This window comes from Spirillospora sp. CA-142024 (genome assembly GCF_050942325.1).
Lineage (GTDB): Bacteria > Actinomycetota > Actinomycetes > Streptosporangiales > Streptosporangiaceae > Spirillospora.
Window position 1 is genome coordinate 5,834,742 of sequence record NZ_CP192077.1, and the last position, 18,698, is coordinate 5,853,439.

The following is an 18,698-nucleotide window of genomic DNA, read 5'->3' on the forward strand; positions in this document are numbered from 1 at the left end:
TGTAGCGTTGCCGCCCATGAGCGAAGCGCGGGCACTTCTGGAAAGCGGGGACATCGCCGGGCTGATCCGGCATCTGCGGTTCAACGCGGACGGCATGGAACTGGCGGAGGTCGCGCGGCTCATGGAGGGCGCGGCGGCGGTGTCCGGGTTCGACGACATGCAGGAGGCCGCCGCGGCGATGGCCCGCGAGCAGGCGCCTCAGCAGCTCTACGACTTCGGTTACGCCTGCATCGAGCGCGGCATTCCGTTCCTGGCCGTTCCGGCACTGAGGCGGGCGCTGGAGATGCTTCCGGACGAGCCCGTGCTGCTCATGGAACTCGTGTCGGCATTGGAGCGGGAGAACCGGCACGCCGAGGCCGTCGCGGCACTGGAACCGCGGGTGGCCTCGCTTGAGCCGTGGCCCGCCCGCTACCTACTGGCCCGCAACGCGCTGTTCGCCGGAGATCTCGCCCGCGCGGAGCACGAGGCCGGGCTGCTGCCGGCGCCGGACGACCAGGACTGGAGGCCCGCCCACGACCGGCTGGGGCGGACGATCGCGCGGGCACGGGCGGCGCGGGCCGTGCGCCCGCTGGACTCCACGGACCTGCGGGGGTGGCACTTCGCGCTCACCGGCGGCCTCCTCGTCACGATCTCGCCGTACGGGTTCCATGACGGCATGACGGGGCGGTTCGCCTACACCTCTGACAGCTTCGCGACGTGCCGGCGCAGCCTCGACCGGCTGCGGCTGATCCTGGACGCGGCGGGGCGGCGGCCGGTGTCGGTGGGCCTGCTCCCCGACCGGTCGAGCCGGATCCTGGGGCTCGCGGCGGCGCGGCTGTTCGGGCTGCCGGCCGAACCGTTCGCCCCGGGACGCCCGGACGTGCTCGTCGTCGCCTACGACCTGAACGAGACCGAGGCGGACGGGCTGTGGGAGCGGGCCGAGGGGCAGGTGCTGTTCGAGCACGCGTCCTGCTGGACCGACCCGCCGCCCGTCAGCGCCGACGTCACCGGGCTCCTGCACCAGGTGGTGAAGTCGCCGTGGGGTGAGCGGCTGCGGATCTCGCCCGCCGGTGAGGCCGAGACCGTCCCGCCCGACGACCGTCCCGTGGAGGAACTGGCCGACGAGATCGTCCGCGCCGATCCGCACGAGGACGACGGCGCGGACGAAGGCGTCCCGCCGGACCCCGACGAGGCCCTCGCGGCGTTCGTCCGCGCGGTCGGCGGGCACTGGCTCACCGGCCCGAGGGACGCGGTGCGCTCCCCCGGCCCGGTGCCCAGCAGCCGCTTCGGCTAGGACGCGGTCAGACTCGTCAAGTCGGTGAGCAGCTCGGAGACGAAGATCGGATCCACGTCCGCGAGGCCGTTCTCGATCGCCTCCGAGTACGGACCCGTACCGATCCGGACACGCTCGATCGTCTGGACGGGGTTGAGGTCGACCAGGCCGACCACGATGCCGGGGTTCAGGTCGATCACGACGGTCACGCCAGGGGCGAGGTGCCAGGAGATCCAGTGCTCGACGCCGTTGTCCTGGGGGGCGCCGCGCCGCCAGGCCGTCCGGGTCAGGCCGAGGACCTGTCCCGTCGGGACGGTCAGCCCCTCGAACCGTTCCAGCCTGCCGCTCTTGCCCTCCCCGTCGGCGAGGGTGTGGACGGGTCGTCCGAGCTGCGGGAACGGCTGCAGGATCTCGTAGTCGGCGAACACCTCCGACCAGGCCGCCACGGCGTCGCCCAGTTCCACCGGGTGGACGATCCGGACGTCGGCCTGGTCCGGGAGCTCGACCGTGTCGTCGTCGATGCCGGCGAACGTGCGGTCCTCGGCGAGCCGGAACGCCCGGTCCCCGCTCAGCCAGACCAGCCGCCTGGCGAGGTGCCACATCAGCGGATGGCCGACGATGAACTCGCTGAACTCGGCCTTCGTCCACGTCCGGCCAATGACCATGGCGGACTCCAGGCGGGCGACCTGGCCTGACGCGACCGACCGCGCGTCCTTCCTCAGTTCCGCGAACCGCCTGTACGCGGCGGGCGCCAGCTCGGGGTCGTCCTTGGCACCGGGCTTGGGAAGCGACTTGCGGGGCTTGCCGTTCTCGTCCGTCAGGGACGGCTTGAGCTGCTCGTCGAAGCCGACGGCGAACCGGCGCGGCCCGTAGTCGAGCGTGAGGGTCCCGTCGGCGTCCAGCCCGAAGTCGGGGACGAGCCGGTCGGCGAGCTGCTCGGTCGTCAGCCCGCGCCGCTTCGCGATCTCCAGGAGCCTGCGCTCCGCCTCGCCTTTCAGTCCCTTGTACCGGGACTTGAGCGCGATGCCGTTCAGCTGCGTCAGCGCGACGTCGCTGCCGATCTCGACCAGGACCTCGAGCCCCTGGACGGCCCGGGGGTGTCCGGCGCCCTGGCCCGGCCACTCCTTGATCAGCGGGGTGAGGCGGCGGACGGTCTCGTCGTCGCCGAACCGGCCGAGCGCGGACATCACGAACCGGCTGCCCTTCGGCAGCCGCGCCGCCTGCCACGCCTCGAACAGCGCCCACGCGAACGCGGTGAGCGATCCGGGCTCGCAGACCTCGGCGGCGCCGTCCACGACCGGGGTCACGTCGATCCTGCCTCCCGGGCTCCCCGTGAGGGCGAGCAGCAGGTTGCGGACCGCTTCGGGCGGGAGTTCCCCGCCGTCGCGCAGGACCGGCCTGGGCAGCGCCTCCACGTCCAGCCAGCTCGGGAGGGACGGTGGCCGGACCGGCGGTTCGACGGGCGCCGTGGCTGCCGGTGCGTCGGCGAGGAGCCTCGCGACCGCCTCGGCGGCCTCGTCCCCGTGGACGCGGGCGGCGCCGGCGACGTCTCCCTCGATGATCCGCAATGCCTTGACCGCGCCCCGGCGTGGACCGACGCGCTTGCCGAGCGCGTCCGGCACCAGGTACGGGACGGCCGCGAGCCCGTGCCTCTCGAACCACGTGCGGGCGACCTTCTGTGCCGACTTGAGCCGGTACAGCCAGTCGGCCATCAGGCGGGCGACGTCGGCGGACAGGAACGGCATCAGGATCGGGCCCGTGCCGGCCGGGTTCTGCTTCGCCAGGCGGAACGACACATCCAATGCGCGGATCTCGAAACGCATGACGATCGGCACGAGCGAATGGTTGAAGTCCCAGGTCACCTGAGGCTTCCACCCGGCCAGCAGCGGCCGCGCCAGATCCTCGGGGGCCTGCGCGAGGAAGCCCGCCCGCGTGGGCTCGTAGCCCATCCGGCCGTCCCGGAACTCCTCGGCGGCCCTCTCCCACTCGTCATTCCGCCAGAACCCGTACGGACGGACCGCGGCCCATCGTTCACGTTCGCCGAACCTCCAGACGATCAAGCGGTCCTTGGGCGGCGTCAGACCGGGGACGATGATCGGCTCTTCGTCGGTGGGCTCGGCCGCGGGCTTGCGCTTCCACGGCGGGTCCAGCAGGGCCTTCGGCAGTTCCATGATCGTTCTCTTTCTCAGCTCAGTGTCGCGAGGTCGGCGAGGACCTCGGACACGGTGACCAGGTCGAGGTCGGCGAAGGACGCCGTGGGGCCGCCGCCCATCCAGATCTGGTCGGGACGGCCGGTAAGCGCGACCGCCCGCAGCGTCTGGTCGGGCAGCGCGTCCACCACGCCGACGGCGATGCCCGGGTCGAGGTCGATGACGATGTACCGGCCGCCGGGGAGGCGCCGGGAGATCCAGCACTCGATGCCCGCGTCCTGCGGGGCGCCCCGGTCCCAGCCGCGCGAGGTCAGCCCGAGCACCTTGCCGACCGGGACCGTCAGGCCCTCGAACCGGGCCAGCCGACCGCCCGCGCGCTCGTCGCCGGACAGCCTGTGAACCGGACGTCCCAGCTGCGGGAACGGCTGGAGGATCTCGTAGTCGGCGAACACCTCCGACCAGGCGGCCACGGAGCCGTCCAGGTCGACGGGATGCGCGACACCGACGACCGCCGATTCCGCGATGGTGAGAACGTCGTCGTCCGCGTCGGCGAACGTGCCGTCCTCGGCGACGCGGAACGCGGTGACCTTGCCGCCGTCCTCCTCACCGTCACAGGCCAGCCAGACCAGGCGCCGGACGATGTGGCGGACGAGCGGGTGACCGGCCAGCAGCTCCTCGAACTCCCGCACCGGCCAGCGGCGCCGCGTGACCATGCACCTTTCGAGGCGGCGGAGCTGGTCGGCGGCGACGGTCCGCACGTCCTTCTTCAGCGTCGAGAACGCCTTGTACGCGGCGGGCGCCGACTCGGGGTCGTCCTTCGCGCCGGGCTTGGGCAGCGACTTGCGGGGCTTGCCGTCCTCGTCCGTCACATACGGCTTGAGCTGCTCGTCGAAGCGGACGGCGAACCGGCGCGGACCGTAGTCGAGCGTGAGGGTCCCGTCGGCGTCCAGCCCGAAGTCGGGGACGAGCCGGTCGGCCAGCTGCTCGGCGGTCAACTCCAGCTCGGCGGCGACCTCCTCGATCTTCTCCTGCGCCCGGCTCTTGACCCCCTTGAACCTGACCCGCTGCGAGATGCCGTGCAGGTGCATCAGGGCCACGTCGGTGCCGATGGCGGCGAGGACGTCCAGGCCGGTCACCGCCTTGGCGTGCCCGCCCTCCCCCGGCCACGCCCGGATCACCGGGGTCAGCCGGCGGACGGTCTCGTCGTCGCCGGTCAGGCCGAGCTGCGCCAGCGCCCACCCCTCCTTGGACGGCGCACCGAACGCCTCCCACCGCCGGAACAGGGCCCAGCCGAACTCGGCGAGCGACCCGGGGTCGCACAGGTCGCGGACGACGTCCACCCCGCCGTAGACCTCACCGGGCTTGGACATCGCCAGCATCGTCAGCACGTGCTGGGCGGAGGCGTCCGGCAGCGCGTGCTCGCGGTCGCGCAGCAGGATCTGCGGGAGCAGCCGTACATCGGCCCAGTCGTCTACGGCCGGCATCTTCGTGGGGAGGACGTCCAGCGGATCGGCCGTCAGGAGGCGCTCGATCGCGTCCGCGGCCTTGTCGCCGTGGGCGCGGGCCGCCTCGACGATCGGCGGGGCTCCATGCTGTGCGGCGATGAGGCGCAGCGCGGCCTCGGCGGCACGGCGTTCGGCACCCGCCTTGCCCAGTCCGGGAGGCAGCAGCGCGGGGACGGCGGCGAGGCCGTGGCGCCGGAACCAGGTCCGCGCCGTCCTCCCGGCCTGCTTGAGCCGGACGAGCCAGTCCGCCATCAGCCGCGCGACCTCGTCGCTCACGAAGGGCAGCAGGATCTCGGCCGCGTTGGCCGGGTCACGGCGCGCCGCGAACACGGCGGCGTCCAGGGCGTCGAGTTCGAACCGGGAGACGACGACCCGCATCCACTCGGCCACGTCCCACGGTGTGGGCGGCTCCCAGCCCGCGAGCAGCGGACGGACGAGTTCGTCAGGGCCCTCCACGAAGAACAGCGGGTGCATGTGGCCCGGCAGGTCGCCCTTCGCGAACTTCTCGACCTGGATCTGCCAGTCCAGCCGCTCGACCCAGCGCCACAGGTGGTGCAGGTCGACCCTCCAGTCATCGCGCTCGCCCGGCTCCCAGCCGATCGAACGCGTGCCCGACGAGGGCAGATCCTTGATGACGACGGGCTTGGCCTTCGGCCGGGGCCGGGTCCACGGCGGGTCCGCGAGCAGGGGCGGCAGGGCGGCGGCCGGCGCCTCCGGCACCCGGACCGTCGTTTCGCGGATCGACTCGATGACCGCGCGCGACTCGTCCGGAAGCTCCGGCAGCATCTCCTCCACCAGGTCGGGGTGGGTGAGCATGTGGGCCCGCAGCAGGTCCTCCGCCTCCGGTCTCGCCGCCCCGGCGAGGAGCCGCACCGCCCGCCGCGGAAACGTCCGGGCGGCCGCGATCACCGCGGGCGGGACGTACTTGGCGCCGAGCCGGTCCACGAGCGCCTGGAACGCCTCGTCCCCGGGCAGCACCGCGAGGACGCCGAGCAGGTCCCGGAAGGTGTCGGTGTCGATGTACTCGCCGTCCAGGGCTTCGGTCACCAGCGGTACCGCGGCGGACGGCCCGGCACCGTCCGCGAGGGTCGCCACGACGCTCGGGCTCCGGTCGTAGTAGCCGAGCGGCAGGGTGACCGGATCGACCTGCTCCGGCGCGCCGAGCGAGCAGAACAGCATCCACCGGTACCCCACGTGCGGCGGCAGGCCGTGGACCGCCGGATCCGCGCGGACCTCGTCGACCCAGTCCCGCCTGGTCGGCGCCAGGTAGGAGACGACCATGCGCTGCACCGGCGTCCGGCGCCGGCTCGCGAGGCCTTCGACCGCCTCGGCGTACACGCCGTCATCGGCGGCGGCGAGCAGGGCGCGCAGGTGCCGGGCCGGCCGCTCCTCCGCCCAAGGGCCGCCGCGGTAGTCCGACGGCCGGGCGAGCCGCACGCCCGTCCAGGTCGCCCTGCTCCCCACCTGGCGGTAGTCGGTCGTGATCTCGCACAGTTCGGCGAAGGCGCACGCGGCGAACGGCAGGCCGTGCTCGGCGGCCCAGGCGTCCCGGAACGGGTCCTTTCCGCCGAGTTCGAAAAGGCCGCGCTTGGCCACCGCGATGGACGCGACCACCGCCGCGCCCAGCGGATCGGCCGCACCGTCCAGATGCGCCCGGCCGCGCTCGACCAGTTCGGGCGCCGAGCCGGGCAGCGCGAGGACCTCCTCGACCTCCGCCCGTGCGCCGTCCACCAGCGCCCGCGCCTTGCCCACCGCGGACTCGTCGATCCGCACTTCCGGCCACGGCCCCGGACGGTCGCGGCGCGGATGGACGAGCCGCCGCCACGCGTCCGGCATCTCCCAGATGTCCTCATCAGCCCGAGTCGCCATGGAGCCACACCGTAGGGGAGATCACCGACAGGACGGGCCAGGACCCGGAACGCATGTCCCGCTCGACGGCGTCGGCGACCTTGCGGGCGGCGATCAGGACCGGGTCCCAGACGGGCGCGAACGGCGGCGCGTAGCCGAGGTCGAGGCCCGTCATCTCCTCTACCGTCATGCCGTTCCACAGCGCGATCGCCAGGCCGTCGACGCGTTTGGCGGCGTTCTCCTCCCCGACGATCTGGGCGCCGAGCAGCCGCCCCGACCGGCGCTCGGCGATCAGCTTGGTCGTCATCACGGTGGCGCCGGGGTGGTAGCCGGCGCGCGTGGTGGACTCGACGGCCACGCTCAGCGTCGCGAAGCCGGCGGCGGCCGCCTCGCGCTCGTTCAGCCCGGTCCGCGCGACCTCCACCCGGCAGATCTTGGAGACGGCGGTGCCCACGACGCCGGGGAAGGTGGCGTAGCCGCCGCCGAGGTTGACGCCGGCGACGCGCCCCTGCTTGTTGGCGTGCGTGCCGAGCGCGATCGCGACCGGGGCGCCGGAGACGAGGTGGCGGGTCTCGACGCAGTCGCCGGCCGCCCACACCCCCTCGGTGCGGGTGCGCATCCTGCGGTCGGTGACGATGCCGCCGGTCGGGCCGGTCTCGATCCCGGCGTCGCGGGCGAGACCGGAGGCCGGTCTCACACCGAGGCCGAGCACGACCAGGTCCGCGGGCAGGGTCCGGCTCGCGGTGCGGACGGCGGTCACATGCCCGTCCTCGGAGGTGTCGAAGCCCTCGACCGGCTCCCCGAGGTACAGCTTCACCCCGATGCCGCGCATCGCGTCGGCGACGATGGCGCCCATGTCCGGGTCGAGGGTCCGCATCGGCTGCTCGGCGGCGTCCACGAGGGACACCTCCAGGCCGCGCATCACCATCGCCTCCGCCATCTCCAAGCCGATGTAGCCGCCGCCCACGACGACGGCGCGGCGCGGCTCCTCCTCTTCGACGGCGCGGCGGATCGCGATCCCGTCGTCGAGTATCTGCACGCCGTGCACACCCGCGGCGTCCGCGCCGGGCAGCCGTGGGCGGGTGGGAATGGCGCCGGTCGCGATCACCAACTGGTCGTAGGGTTCCCACCGCTCGCCGCCATCCTCGGCGGAACGGACGCGCACCCGGCCGCCGCCGGGATCGATCTCCACGGCCTCGGTGCGCAGCCGCAGGTCGATGCCGCGGTCGCGGAACTCGGCGGGCGTGCGGGCGATGAGCGCGCCGGCGTCGCCGACCACGCCGCCGACGAAGTACGGGATGCCGCACGCCGAGTAGGACGCGTGGCGCCCGCGCTCGACCGCGATGATCTCCAGCTCGTCCGGGCCGCGCCGCCTGCGGGCCTGGGACGCGGCGCTCATCCCCGCGGCGTCGGCCCCGATGACGAGCAGCCGTTCGCGTGCGGCCATGCCGGTTCTCCCCACGTTCGTCGTCTCACTCCAGACCGTAGACCCGGCGGGCGTTGCCGGACGCGATCAGCCCCGCGACGCGTTCGGCGTCCCGGGACGTCCAGGCGCCGTCCTCCACTCCCCCGGCCAGGAACCCGGCCAGGCCGCGCCGGAACAGCAGCGCGCCCAGGTGGTACAGCTCGGCCAGCCCGAACGCGTCGGACGAGTACAGCACCTTCCCGAACGGCGCGAGTTCCAGCAGCTCGGCGATGAGCGCGGGCGACCGGTGCCCGAGGTTGTGCGTCGCGAGGCCGGCGTCGACGTACACGTTCGGGAGCACCTGGGCCAGGTAGCCGGCGTGCCGGTGGAAGGGGTAGTTGTGCAGCAGCATCGCCGGGGCGGGAGCCATGGCGCGCAGCAGCTCGATGAGCAGCAGCGGGTCGCCGCGGCGCAGGTCGGCGTCCACGTCCCCGTACCCGACGTGGAACTGGACGGGCAGCCCGGCGTCCACCGCGCACCAGACGAGGAACCGGTGCAGGATCTCGTCGCCGACGCGCGGCGGCGCCCCGCTGCTCTCGGCCGCGAGCATGAGCTGCCCGGCCGCGCCGGCGACCTCCGCCTCCGACGGCCGCACGCCCGAAAGCTCCAGCCCGGCCCGGTAGGCGGCGATCGACTTGGCCCCGACCGCGTCCCGCGCGCCGATCCGGGCGCGGACCTCGCCGGCGAACCGCGCCGCCTCGACGCCGTCCGCCGCCACCTGCTCCGCGACCGACTCCAGCCGGACGATCTCGTGCGCCGCGGCGCCCGCGAGCCTCCCCAGATCGGGCGGGTCGAGCAGCGTGGCCGGTGTGTAGCCGGTGTCCACGCAGAGCGCGTCCAGCCCGGCGGCGTCCAGGAACCGCCGGTTGACCTCGGCCGCGCCCAGTTCGGCCCGGCGCGCGAGGTACTCGCCGGATTCGGCGTGCGCGTCGAGGTCCAGGACGGGCGGGCACCAGCGCCGCAGCGCGAACCCGATCTGGGAGTCGAACAGGCTCACGCCGGGCGCCGGGGTCTCCGCCTCGGTGAGCGCCTCCTCGAACGACGTCCGGTCCAGATCCTCACCGAAGACGCCATGGCAGTGGTGGTCGAGCAGCGGCAACGACTCCAGGTATTCGAGCACGGCACCCCGCCTCCTTCCCTGAAACAGGCCGGTGTTCTCCCTACGATGCCCATACGGGCCGTGCCCGTGTTCTCCGCCGCCCCGATCGGGAGTAAGCACTGTGGAACCGACCTCTCAGACCGCCCTCGACGGACAGGACTTCGGCGCGCGTGCGCTCGACGGGCGCGAGCGCGCCCGGCTCGGCGCCCGGGCGGCCGAGGCGGCGCGGAGGCTGGCCGGGGAGGGCATCGTCGCCGTCGCCCTGACGTGGGTGGACGTCAGCGGGATCACGCGCACCAAGACCGTCCCGGTGGACCGGCTGGAGCACGCCGCGGCGTGGGGCGTCGGGATGTCCCCCGTGTTCGACGTGTTCCTGCTGGACGACTCGATCGTGTCCGGGCGCCACATCGGCGGCCCGGCCGGTGACCTGCGGCTGCATCCCGACCTGGACCGGCTCGTCCCGATGGCGGCGCTGCCGGGCTGGGCGCACGCGCCCGCGCTCCGGTACGCGCAGGACGGCACCGTCCACCCGCTGGACGCGCGGGCCCTGCTGCGCCGCGAGATGGGACGGCTCGCCGAGCGCGGCTGGACGGTGAAGGCCGCGTTCGAGATCGAGTGGGCGGTGTCGGACGGCGACGGCGACGAGTTCTCCCCCGCCTGCAAGGGCCCGGCCTACGGGATGACACGGGTCACCGAACTCGCCGGGTACCTGCGGGACCTCCTCAAAGCGCTGAAGGCGACGGGCGTGACGGTCGTCCAGCTGCACCCCGAGTACGCGGCCGGGCAGTACGAGGTGTCGGTGGCGGCCGAGGACCCGGCCGGCGCGGCCGACACCGCCGTCCTGGTCCGGGAGACGATCCGCGCGGTGACGACGGCGCACGGCATGGCCGCGTCGTTCTCGCCGAAGGTCGAGGCGGACTCGGTCGGCAACGGCGCCCATGTCCACCTCAGCCTGTGGCGGGAGAACGCCGAGAACGGCGCGGTGAACGCGATGGCGGGCGGCCCCGGCCCGTACGGGATGACCGGGGCCGGGGAGTCGTTCGCCGCCGGGATCCTGCACCGGCTGCCGGCGCTGCTCGCGGTCGGCGCGCCGTCGGTGGCGAGCTACCTGCGGCTGATCCCGTCGCACTGGGCGGGCGCGTTCGCGTGCTGGGGGCTGGAGAACCGGGAGGCCGCGCTGCGGTTCGTGACGGGGGCGGAGGGCGAGCGAGCCACCGCCGCGAACCTGGAGGTCAAGTGCCTGGACGCGGCCGCCAATCCGCACCTGCTGCTGGCCGCGCTGCTCGCGGCCGGACGGGACGGGCTAGGCGCCGACCGGAGGCTCCCGGAGCCGGTCGAGGTGGACCCCGCGGGGCTTTCGGAGGAGGAGCGCGCCGCCCGGGGCATCGCCCCGCTGCCGTCGTCGCTGGCGGAGGCGGTCGCGGCGTTCGAGGCGGACGGCGTCCTGCGGGAGGCGCTCGGCGAGGCCGTCACCGACACGGTGTCGGCGGTGCGGCGCGGGGAGATCGCGCTGCTGGACGGGGCGACGCCGCAGCAGGTGGCCGCCGCGACGCGATGGCGGCACTAGGGGAGGCCGGGCCCGGCCGCGCCGTCGCGTCCGGCGGCCGCGACGGCCGCGCTCGGCTCGAAGCGCTGCACGCGCATCTGGAGCCGGCCGCAGGCGCAGCGGGTGTAGGTCACCACGCCATCGGAGGTCAGGTGCCGCGAGAGCACCTCGTACACATCGGACTCAGGCCAGCCACAGCGTGGGCATTCCACGGCGCATCCCCAGGGACGTCGTCTGTAAGGGTTGTAGCTAAGATATCATTTACCGTACGGCAGCGGGACCGGAGGCCCGGGTAATGCGCATCACTGGATACAAGAGTCACGGGGTGGCGGCCGCCGCCGCGCTGGTCAACGCCGTGACGAGCGCCGACGGGGACGACTCGCCCGACGCGCTGCGCCGCGTCCTGCGGGACCACGAGTTCTTCTGGCACGAGTTCGAGGACGCGGACGCCCCCGCCTTCCGGCATTGGGCGCGCACACTGCGGACCTTCTTCGAGGCCACCCGCCTGGAGGACGCCACGGAGCTGCTGAACCGGCTGATGCTGGAGATCCCCATGCACCCGCACCTGTCCGACCACGAGCCGCACGGCCTGCACATGCACTACGCGCCGCCCTCGTCCCGCCTCCCGGACCGCTTCCGCGCGACCACGCTCATGAACCTCGCCGAGCTCGTCGTCGAGCACGGTCTCGGCCGGACGGGCGTCTGCGCGGCGGAGGGCTGCGACCGCGTGTACGCCGACACGTCCCGGGCGGGACGGCGCCGCTTCTGCTCGGAGGCCTGCGCGAACCGGACGAACGTCGCCGCCTTCCGCGCCCGCCGCCGCACGTGACCCTCGCCGCACGCGGCCCTTCCCGCACGTGACCTTTGCCGATGTGCGGGAACGACAGGGGCATGCCGCTCGTGTCCTTCCGCCGCCGTTCCGGCCGGGATGATCGCGCCGGCCGCTCGCCGCTGGGCGTGGCGACCGAGGTGCAGTCCACGGTCTACCGGATCGCGCGTCTGACGATCACGGCGGTGCTGTCGTTCGTGCTGGCGCTCGCCGTGCTGCCGACCGGCGGGCCGCGGCCGCTGCTGGCGCCGCTGACCGCGCTGCTCGTCGTCCAGTTCTCCGTGTACGAGACGATCAAGGCGAGCATCCTGCGGGTCATCGCCGTCACCTCGGGGGTCGTGGTCGCGGTGCTGGCCGCGAGCACGATCGGCTTCTCCTGGTGGACGCTCGGCCTGACGATCCTCGCCGCGCTCGCCATCGGGCACGCGCTGCGACTGGGCGAACACGTGCTGGAGGCGCCGATCTCCGCGATGCTGATCTTCGCGCTGGGGTCGGCGAGCGAGGCGGGCGCCGCCGACCGCGTCCTGGAGACGCTGATCGGCGCCGCCACCGGGCTGGCGGCCACCCTGCTGGCGCCCTCGGTGCGGGTCCGGCCGGCGGAGGAGGCCGTCCAGGACGTCGCGGAGAAGCTGCGGGAGCTGATCGAGGACATCGCGGACGGGCTGCGCGGCGAGCGCACAAGCGGCGAGGCGGCCCGCTGGCAGGACGGGGCCGAACGGCTCGCGCGCGAGATCGGCCGCACCGACCGCGACCTCGGCGCCGCCGAGGAGAGCGTCCGGCTCAACCCGCGCACACGGGCGCGGCGCCTGATCGACGCGGGCGTGGCGCTGCGCAACGCCATGGAGACGATGGAGCACTTCACGCTGTCGCTGCGGGGCCTGACCCGGTCCCTCGCCGACGACGAGCGGCTCGGCGACCGGGGCCGGCTGCTGACCGACCCGGAGCTGCGCCGCGAGCTCGGCGAGGCGCTCGCGGGGATCGCCGCGAGCATCTCCTCCTACGGCCGGCTCGCCCGCTCCGACCTGACCCGCGACGCCCGGCCGTTCCTCGCCGAGCACGAGCTGGAGGTGCGGGTGGACGTGGCCCGCGAGCGCCGAGCCCGGCTCTCCCGCAGGCTGCACGCGCGCGCCGCCGCAGGGGACCTGTGGCCGCTGTACGGCGAGGTGTCCATGGACATCGACCGGCTCATCGAGAACCTGCGCGTCGAACACCGGGCCCGCGCCCGCGAGCACTGGCGGCGGCACGGCGGCGCGTCCCGGCACCTGCCCGCGCGGCCGGTCCGGGTCGTCCAGCAGGCCGGGCACCAGCTGCGCCGGGCCGCCGCGGCGGCGGCCTCCGCCGCCGAGCGGAACCCCCGCGAGCCCGGCGAGCCCCGCGACCGGCCCTGAAGGGCAGAGGCCCGCCCCCCGGGGGGATGGGGGACGGGCCTCTGCGTGGGTGGGGGTCAGCGGAAGGTCGGCTCCAGGACGTCGATGCCGCGCGTGTTGTCGGCGACGTAGACGTACTTGCCGTGCCAGTAAGGCTGCCACGAGGCGGCGTCCGCCGGCCGGTAGTAGGCGAGCTGCCTGGGGTTCGTCGGGTCGGTGACGTCCAGGAACCGCGTGCCCTGCGAGTAGAACGACTGGACGACCACCCCGTCGCGGACGTCGAAGTAGTGGGCCGAGCAGTCCGTGCTCGCAGGATCGCTGCCCTCCTTGCCCGCGACTCCCCACGTGGCGACCGTGTTCAGGCGGAACTTGTGCTCCGGCGTGGACCGCCAGCCCTCACCGCCGTAGGAGCCCTTCAGCGACGCGATGACGAGCAGGCCGTCGTTGGCGCAGCCGTCGTTGAACGTCTCCTCGGTGACGTAGAGCAGCTTGCCGTTGCCCCACCTGCGCGGGTCGGCGGCCTGGTTCTTCGTCCGGCCGACCGCCCGGTAGCTGTTGTGCATGAACGTGGAGTTGGTGGTGGCCTCGTCCAGGCCGCCGCCCGCGTACGGGACGGGGTCGACCGCGGTGGCCGTGCGCCGCTTCTTCTCCACCGGGTCGTAGTGGCGGCCGGTCGTGTAGTAGCCGCGCACGCCGCCGCGTCCGGACGCCCAGGCGACCCCGTCGGAGTCGACCTGGATGTCGTGCGTGTAGTCGGTCTTGCCGTCGTTGCGGCCCGTGTCGATCGGGTCCTTGTGCACCTTCGGCTTCGCCGGGTTGCGGACGTCGGTGACCCAGACGGGCCGTCCGCCCCAGTCCGCCGGCATCCAGTCGGCCTTGGCGGGGCCGCCCGTCCACAGGTACTTGCAGTCGTTCACGCAGGTCGTGGTGTGCCCCGCGGGGACCTTCACGTAGGTGATCTGGCGCAGGCTCTCCGGCTTGGAGGCGTCCACGACGTAGATGCCCGACTCGCCGGTCTGGGTGTTGCCGCCGAACGCGCGCGGGTCCCGGGAGAGATAGATGATCTTGCGCTTGGGGTCGAAGTCGGTGTCCTCGGTCTCCCACATGCCGGGCATGTTCAGCTGCCCGACCAGCTTGGGGACGCGGGGGTCGGCGCTGATGTCGTACGCCTTCAGCCCGAACTCGCCCGTCGCGTACATGATCGTCCGCTTGTGCGGGCCCTGGCCGTAGTCCATGAACATCAGCGAGATGGCGCCCTTGGCGTCGGGCACGCCGCCGACGCGCCGCACGCCCTTGACCGCCTCGGACTTCTTCGTGCTCGCGGCGTCCGCCCGGTGGTAGTGCCCGGCGTGGGCGCCGTCCGTGCCCTCGCCGCCGGCGGCCGCCGCCTTGGTGGTCTGCTCGTTCGGCGGCCCGGGCGGGCACGCCCAGGCGGAGCCGGCCATCAGCGCCACGGACGCCGCGACCGCGACGCCGCCCTGCAGCAGGCGCCGGGTGTCGATGGATGTGCGGGGGAGCATCGCGCCTCCACGGAAAGGATCTTCGCAACGGCCAGTGTGACCGGGACCGCGAACTTGATCAACAGTCCGGCGGGTCACGAAATGGACTCAGCACCGTGCGGACTGGTGAGACCTGACAACCTGCCGTACCCTCCCCGGGTGAAGAGCTCCACCCGCACCGCGTCCTTGATCACCGGAGCCGTGGTGGTGCTGCTGGCACCGGTGGCGGCCCTCAAGGCGTGGAGCGCCCCGGACGACCCGCGGATCTCCGTGGGCGCCCCTGCCCCCGCGACGCTGCTGCCCGGCGACGTCCGCGACGCACCGGGACGGATGATCGCGAACGCGCTGTGGACGGGCCTCGTCTCCTACGCCCCCGAGACCGGCGCGCCCGCGAACGCCGCCGCCGAGTCGATCACCAGCCCGGACCGGCGGGTCTGGACGGTCCGGCTGCGCCCGGGCGCGACGTTCCAGGACGGGTCGCCCGTCACGTCCCGCTCGTTCACCGGCGCTTGGACGGCCGTCGTGCGCGAAGGCTGGGCCGGGGCGCGGTTGTTCACCGAGGTCGCGCATGTCAAGGGCGCCCGTGAGGGCGAGGACGAGATGCCCGGCCTGAAGGTGAAGGACGACCGGACCTTCGAGGTGACGCTCGACCGCCCCCAGAACGGGTTTCCGGCACTGCTCGGCGACCCGGCGTTCTTCCCGATGCCGCAGAACGTCCTGGCGTCGCGGGACTGGACGTCCTACGGCCGCGCCCCCGTCGGCAACGGGCCGTTCCGGCTGAAGTCGCGGAGCCCGCGGGAGATCGTCCTGCAGCGCCGGTCGGGCGGCGGCCGTTCCGTGGTCGTCAGGGCGATGCCGGACGCGAGGACGCAGTACACCGCCGCCGAGGCCGGCGACCTGGACGTCGCCACGCAGGTGCCGCCGGACCGGCACGGGTCGATGGACGCCGACTTCGGCGACCGGCACCGCGCCGTCCTCGGGCGCGACGTGACCTACCTGGCGTTCCCCGGCCGGGAGGAGCGGCTGTCGTCCCCGACCGTCCGGCAGGCGCTGTCCATGGCGATCGACCGGTCCGCCGTGACCGAGGGGGCGCTCGGCCACCAGTACTCCCCCGCCGACTCGCTCGTCGCGCCGGGCATCCGTCCCGGTCACCGCGAGGGGCAGTGCCGGCTGTGCGTCCACGACTCCAAGGCCGCGGCCGCGGCGCTCGCCGACGCGGGCGGGCTGAAGGGGCCGCTGAACCTCTGGTACGAGGCGAACCGCGGCGACGACGCCTGGGTGAAGGCCGTCGCCGGGCAGCTCCAGAAGGAGCTGAAGCTCGACGCGCGCCCACATCCCGTCGCGGACCTGCGCAAGGCCCTGGACGATCACGAGGTGGACGGCCCGTTCGTCGTCCACACGACGGCCGCCTACCCCGCACCGGTCGCCGCCCTCGCGCCGCTGCTGGACGCCGGCACCGGCTTCGACGACGACTACACGGCCGGCCTCGTCGCCGAGGCCGAACGCGCGGCCACACCGGACGAAGGCGTGATCCCCGCCCGTCTCGCGGAGAGCGCGATGCTCCGCGACATGCCCGCCATGCCGCTGTGGTCCGCACACGAGCACCTCGTCTGGTCCGAGCGCGTCCGCGGCGTCGCCGCCGACGCCTTCACCGGCCTCCGCATCGACCGCCTGACCGTCCGGGACTGACGCATTCCGATATCAAGTTTCGGAACGTCTACCGAAATCCTTATGCTTCGGGGATGCAGCAGGACGAGCAATCCGGCCGGGTGACCCTGGCCCAGGTGGCGGATCAGGCCGGCGTCTCCATTTCGACGGTTTCGAAAGTCCTCAACGGACGCGAGGACGTGGCGCGCAAGACCCGGCTGCGGGTGGAGCGGCTCCTGGACCACCACGGCTACCGGCGGGGCTCGCGGGCCGCCACCGAGGCGCCGCTCATCGAGATCGTCCTGCACGAGATCGAATGCCTCTGGACGATGGAGCTGATCCGGGGCGCGGAGAGCGTCGCGAAGGCCAACGGCGCGAGCCTGGTGCTGACCGAGAGCGGCACCCGCCACTCCCCCGGCCCGGAGTGGATGAGCGGGGTGCTGCGGCGCCGGCCGCTCGGCGTCATCCTGCTGTTCTCCAGCCTGCCGCCGGACTGCAAGAAGCGGCTGCTGTCCCGGTCGATCCCGTTCGTCATCATCGACCCGGCCGGCGACCCGGACCCGGACGTCCCGTCGGTCGGCTCGGCCAACTGGTCCGGCGGGCTCGCGGCGACCCGGCACCTGATCGACCAGGGCCACCGGCGGATCGCGATCATCACCGGGCCCGCGGACATGCTGTGCTCCGTCGCGCGCCTGGACGGGTTCCGGTCGGCGATGAGCATGGCGGGGCTGGAGGTCGACCCGTCCTTCGTCACCTACGGCGACTTCCACGTCCGGGGCGGGTACGAGCGGGCGGCGGAACTGCTCGACCGGCCCGACCGGCCGACCGCGATCTTCGCCGGCAGCGACCTGCAGGCGCTCGGGGTGCTGGAGGCCGCGCGGGTGCACGGGCTGCGGGTGCCGGACGACCTGTCGGTCGTCGGGTACGACGACGTCGCGGTCGCCCCCTGGGCCAGCCCCGCTCTCACCACCGTCCACCAGCCGCTCCGGCAGATGGCGGAGTCCGCCGCCCAGATCATCCTGGGCATCCGGGCCGGGGAGCCCGTCGCCACCCGCATGGAGCTGTCGACCAGCCTGGTCGTCCGCAAGAGCACCGCGCCGCCGCCCGCCGAAGGGTGACGGCCGGGCGCGGTCACGCCGGTGCCACGGCCCGGCCCGTGGACGGAGAGATCATTCCGGCGCACATGCCGCGGCTCCTCAGGTTCGCGGCGATCTGCGGGATGGCCTGGATCGTCGTCGAGTAGCCGTCGTGCATCAGGATGACCTGGCCGTTCTGGAGGCCGCTCGCCCGCTGCACGATCTGCGCGGTGGACGCGCCGTTCCAGTCCTGCGAGTCGACGTCCCAGATGACCTCGGTCAGCCCGAGCTGCCGCTCGACCGACTTCAGCGTGGCGCTGGTCTCGCCGTACGGCGGCCGGAACAGCCTGGGCGCCGTTCCGGTGATCTGCTGGATCGCCTGCTGGGTCCGCTGCAGCTCCGACAGCATCTGCGATTGGGACGTCTGCGTCAGATGCGGGTGCGTCCAGCTGTGGTTGCCGATCCACATGCCGGCGTTCTTCTCCGCGGAGACGAGCGAGGCGTTGTTCTGCGCGTTCTGCCCGATGTTGAACAGGGTGGCACGGACTCCGTTCTGCCGAAGCGCGGACAGCAGGCTGGAGGTGAATCCCTGGGCGGGGCCGTCGTCATAGGTGAGGCCGACATAGCCTCCACCGCAGTTGTCGGCGGGCGCGGGGGCGGCGGCGGACGGTACGGCGAGGCCGGCGGTGGCGGTCGCGACGACCGCGACGCCGAGGGCGAGCTTCAGGGAACGTTTGCGATCATTCTCTGTTCCTGGTCTCGAAATATTTCGACCCATCAGGACTTTTATTCGAGCGCCCGCCCGGTTCACCTTGAAATCTCTAGACCAGTCGGTCTAGTCTCGTCGGCATGGCACCCCGGGGTGAGACGAGAGAACGCGTCCTGCGGACGGCGGCGGAGCTGTTCCAGCGGCAGGGCTACCACGGCACCGGGCTGAACCAGGTCCTCGCGGAGAGCGGGGCGCCGAAGGGCTCGCTGTACTTCCACTTCCCGGAGGGGAAGGAGCAGCTCGCGTCCGAGTCGGTGACGCTGTCCGGCCGCTCGGTGGGCGAGGACCTCACCGAGGCCGTCCTCGCCGCGCCGGACGGACGGGCCGGGCTCGCGGCGCTGGGCGACCACTTCGCGCGGAGCCTGCTGGAGTCCGGCTTCAGCAAGGGCTGCCCGGTGGCGACGGTGGCGCTGGAGACGGCCGCCGAGAGCGAGACCATCAGGGCCGCCTGCGACGGCACCTACGCCGAGTGGCAGCGCGGCATCGCGATGGCCCTGCGCGGCTGGGGCGTGCCGGACGAGCGGGCCGATCCGCTGGCCGCGCTGGTCCTGTCGTCCCTGCAGGGCGCCATCATGCTCGCCCGCGTCCGGCAGGACGTGTCGGTCATCCACGAGGTCACCCGCCAGCTCGGCGACCTGCTCTAAGG

At 73.3% G+C, this 18,698-nt stretch carries 14 protein-coding genes; 7 read left to right on the forward strand and 7 right to left on the reverse strand.

From position 1 onward, the window contains the following. Positions 1-16: 16 nt before the first annotated feature. A complete protein-coding gene (locus tag ACQPZP_RS27960; RefSeq protein WP_433472698.1) occupies positions 17-1,273 on the forward strand; it encodes a tetratricopeptide repeat protein in 1,257 nt (418 codons plus the stop codon). Here the strand turns inward: ACQPZP_RS27960 and ACQPZP_RS27965 are convergent. From ACQPZP_RS27965 to ACQPZP_RS27980, 4 genes are read right to left on the reverse strand one after another with little or no spacing between them, the layout of a single operon-like run. After that, the gene (locus ACQPZP_RS27965; protein ID WP_433472699.1) at positions 1,270-3,423 is read right to left on the reverse strand and encodes a DUF4132 domain-containing protein; all 2,154 of its coding nucleotides are present in this window, start codon (positions 3,421-3,423) and stop codon (positions 1,270-1,272) included. The two genes, ACQPZP_RS27960 and ACQPZP_RS27965, sit on opposite strands and share 4 nt — an antisense overlap. A gap of 14 nt (positions 3,424-3,437) precedes the next feature. Next, positions 3,438-6,776: a DUF4132 domain-containing protein gene (locus tag ACQPZP_RS27970; protein ID WP_433472700.1), complete on the reverse strand. Its 3,339-nt coding sequence runs from the start codon at positions 6,774-6,776 to the stop codon at positions 3,438-3,440. Beyond that, entirely contained in the window at positions 6,760-8,202 is a 1,443-nt protein-coding gene (locus ACQPZP_RS27975) for an FAD-dependent oxidoreductase (protein ID WP_433472701.1), read from the reverse strand. Before ACQPZP_RS27975 ends, ACQPZP_RS27970 begins: the two co-directional genes overlap by 17 nt. A gap of 25 nt (positions 8,203-8,227) precedes the next feature. After that, on the reverse strand, positions 8,228-9,340 hold the full coding sequence (locus ACQPZP_RS27980) for an amidohydrolase family protein (RefSeq protein ID WP_433472702.1): 1,113 nt from the start codon (positions 9,338-9,340) through the stop codon (positions 8,228-8,230). A gap of 100 nt (positions 9,341-9,440) precedes the next feature. Here ACQPZP_RS27980 and ACQPZP_RS27985 point away from each other — a divergent pair, with 100 nt between their 5' ends. After that, on the forward strand, positions 9,441-10,886 hold the full coding sequence (locus tag ACQPZP_RS27985) for a hypothetical protein (RefSeq protein ID WP_433472703.1): 1,446 nt from the start codon (positions 9,441-9,443) through the stop codon (positions 10,884-10,886). Here the strand turns inward: ACQPZP_RS27985 and ACQPZP_RS27990 are convergent. After that, positions 10,883-11,041: a hypothetical protein gene (locus tag ACQPZP_RS27990; RefSeq protein WP_433472704.1), complete on the reverse strand. Its 159-nt coding sequence runs from the start codon at positions 11,039-11,041 to the stop codon at positions 10,883-10,885. The genes ACQPZP_RS27985 and ACQPZP_RS27990 overlap by 4 nt on opposite strands. Positions 11,042-11,160: 119 nt before the next feature. On the opposite strand from ACQPZP_RS27990, the gene ACQPZP_RS27995 reads away from it, so the two are divergent. Both ACQPZP_RS27995 and ACQPZP_RS28000 read left to right on the forward strand, forming a co-directional pair. Further along, positions 11,161-11,694 carry a CGNR zinc finger domain-containing protein gene (locus ACQPZP_RS27995; RefSeq protein ID WP_433472705.1) on the forward strand — a complete coding sequence of 178 codons (534 nt, stop codon included), beginning with the start codon at positions 11,161-11,163 and terminating at the stop codon, positions 11,692-11,694. A 62-nt stretch (positions 11,695-11,756) separates the two neighbouring features. Further along, entirely contained in the window at positions 11,757-13,082 is a 1,326-nt protein-coding gene (locus ACQPZP_RS28000) for an FUSC family protein (protein WP_433472706.1), read from the forward strand. Between the two features lie 56 nt (positions 13,083-13,138). On the opposite strand, the gene ACQPZP_RS28005 is transcribed toward ACQPZP_RS28000, so the two are convergent. Then, positions 13,139-14,581, reverse strand: coding sequence for an LVIVD repeat-containing protein (locus tag ACQPZP_RS28005; protein ID WP_433472707.1), 1,443 nt, complete (start codon positions 14,579-14,581; stop codon positions 13,139-13,141). A 138-nt stretch (positions 14,582-14,719) separates the two neighbouring features. Here ACQPZP_RS28005 and ACQPZP_RS28010 point away from each other — a divergent pair, with 138 nt between their 5' ends. Beyond that, positions 14,720-16,249, forward strand: coding sequence for a peptide ABC transporter substrate-binding protein (locus ACQPZP_RS28010; RefSeq protein WP_433472708.1), 1,530 nt, complete (start codon positions 14,720-14,722; stop codon positions 16,247-16,249). Between the two features lie 53 nt (positions 16,250-16,302). Continuing rightward, positions 16,303-17,325: a LacI family DNA-binding transcriptional regulator gene (locus ACQPZP_RS28015; protein ID WP_433472709.1), complete on the forward strand. Its 1,023-nt coding sequence runs from the start codon at positions 16,303-16,305 to the stop codon at positions 17,323-17,325. 13 nt (positions 17,326-17,338) lie between these two features. Here the strand turns inward: ACQPZP_RS28015 and ACQPZP_RS28020 are convergent, their stop codons facing one another. Beyond that, positions 17,339-18,061 carry a polysaccharide deacetylase family protein gene (locus ACQPZP_RS28020; protein ID WP_433472710.1) on the reverse strand — a complete coding sequence of 241 codons (723 nt, stop codon included), beginning with the start codon at positions 18,059-18,061 and terminating at the stop codon, positions 17,339-17,341. 71 nt (positions 18,062-18,132) lie between these two features. Between ACQPZP_RS28020 and ACQPZP_RS28025 the strand changes: the two genes are divergently transcribed. Then, positions 18,133-18,696: a TetR/AcrR family transcriptional regulator gene (locus ACQPZP_RS28025; RefSeq protein ID WP_433472711.1), complete on the forward strand. Its 564-nt coding sequence runs from the start codon at positions 18,133-18,135 to the stop codon at positions 18,694-18,696. The last annotated feature ends 2 nt before the right edge of the window (positions 18,697-18,698 follow it).

Excerpts from the sequence above, each read along its gene's own strand:
- ACQPZP_RS27995 (WP_433472705.1), top strand. The coding sequence starts at position 11,161 with ATGCGCATCACTGGATACAAGAGTCACGGGGTGGCGGCCGCCGCCGCG.
- ACQPZP_RS27960 (WP_433472698.1), top strand. The coding sequence starts at position 17 with ATGAGCGAAGCGCGGGCACTTCTGGAAAGCGGGGACATCGCCGGGCTG.
- ACQPZP_RS28025 (WP_433472711.1), top strand. The coding sequence starts at position 18,133 with ATGGCACCCCGGGGTGAGACGAGAGAACGCGTCCTGCGGACGGCGGCG.
- ACQPZP_RS27965 (WP_433472699.1), bottom strand. The coding sequence starts at position 3,423 with ATGGAACTGCCGAAGGCCCTGCTGGACCCGCCGTGGAAGCGCAAGCCC.
- ACQPZP_RS28015 (WP_433472709.1), top strand. The coding sequence starts at position 16,303 with ATGCAGCAGGACGAGCAATCCGGCCGGGTGACCCTGGCCCAGGTGGCG.
- ACQPZP_RS28000 (WP_433472706.1), top strand. The coding sequence starts at position 11,757 with ATGCCGCTCGTGTCCTTCCGCCGCCGTTCCGGCCGGGATGATCGCGCC.
- ACQPZP_RS28005 (WP_433472707.1), bottom strand. The coding sequence starts at position 14,581 with ATGCTCCCCCGCACATCCATCGACACCCGGCGCCTGCTGCAGGGCGGC.
- ACQPZP_RS27975 (WP_433472701.1), bottom strand. The coding sequence starts at position 8,202 with ATGGCCGCACGCGAACGGCTGCTCGTCATCGGGGCCGACGCCGCGGGG.
- ACQPZP_RS28020 (WP_433472710.1), bottom strand. The coding sequence starts at position 18,061 with ATGGGTCGAAATATTTCGAGACCAGGAACAGAGAATGATCGCAAACGT.
- ACQPZP_RS27970 (WP_433472700.1), bottom strand. The coding sequence starts at position 6,776 with ATGGCGACTCGGGCTGATGAGGACATCTGGGAGATGCCGGACGCGTGG.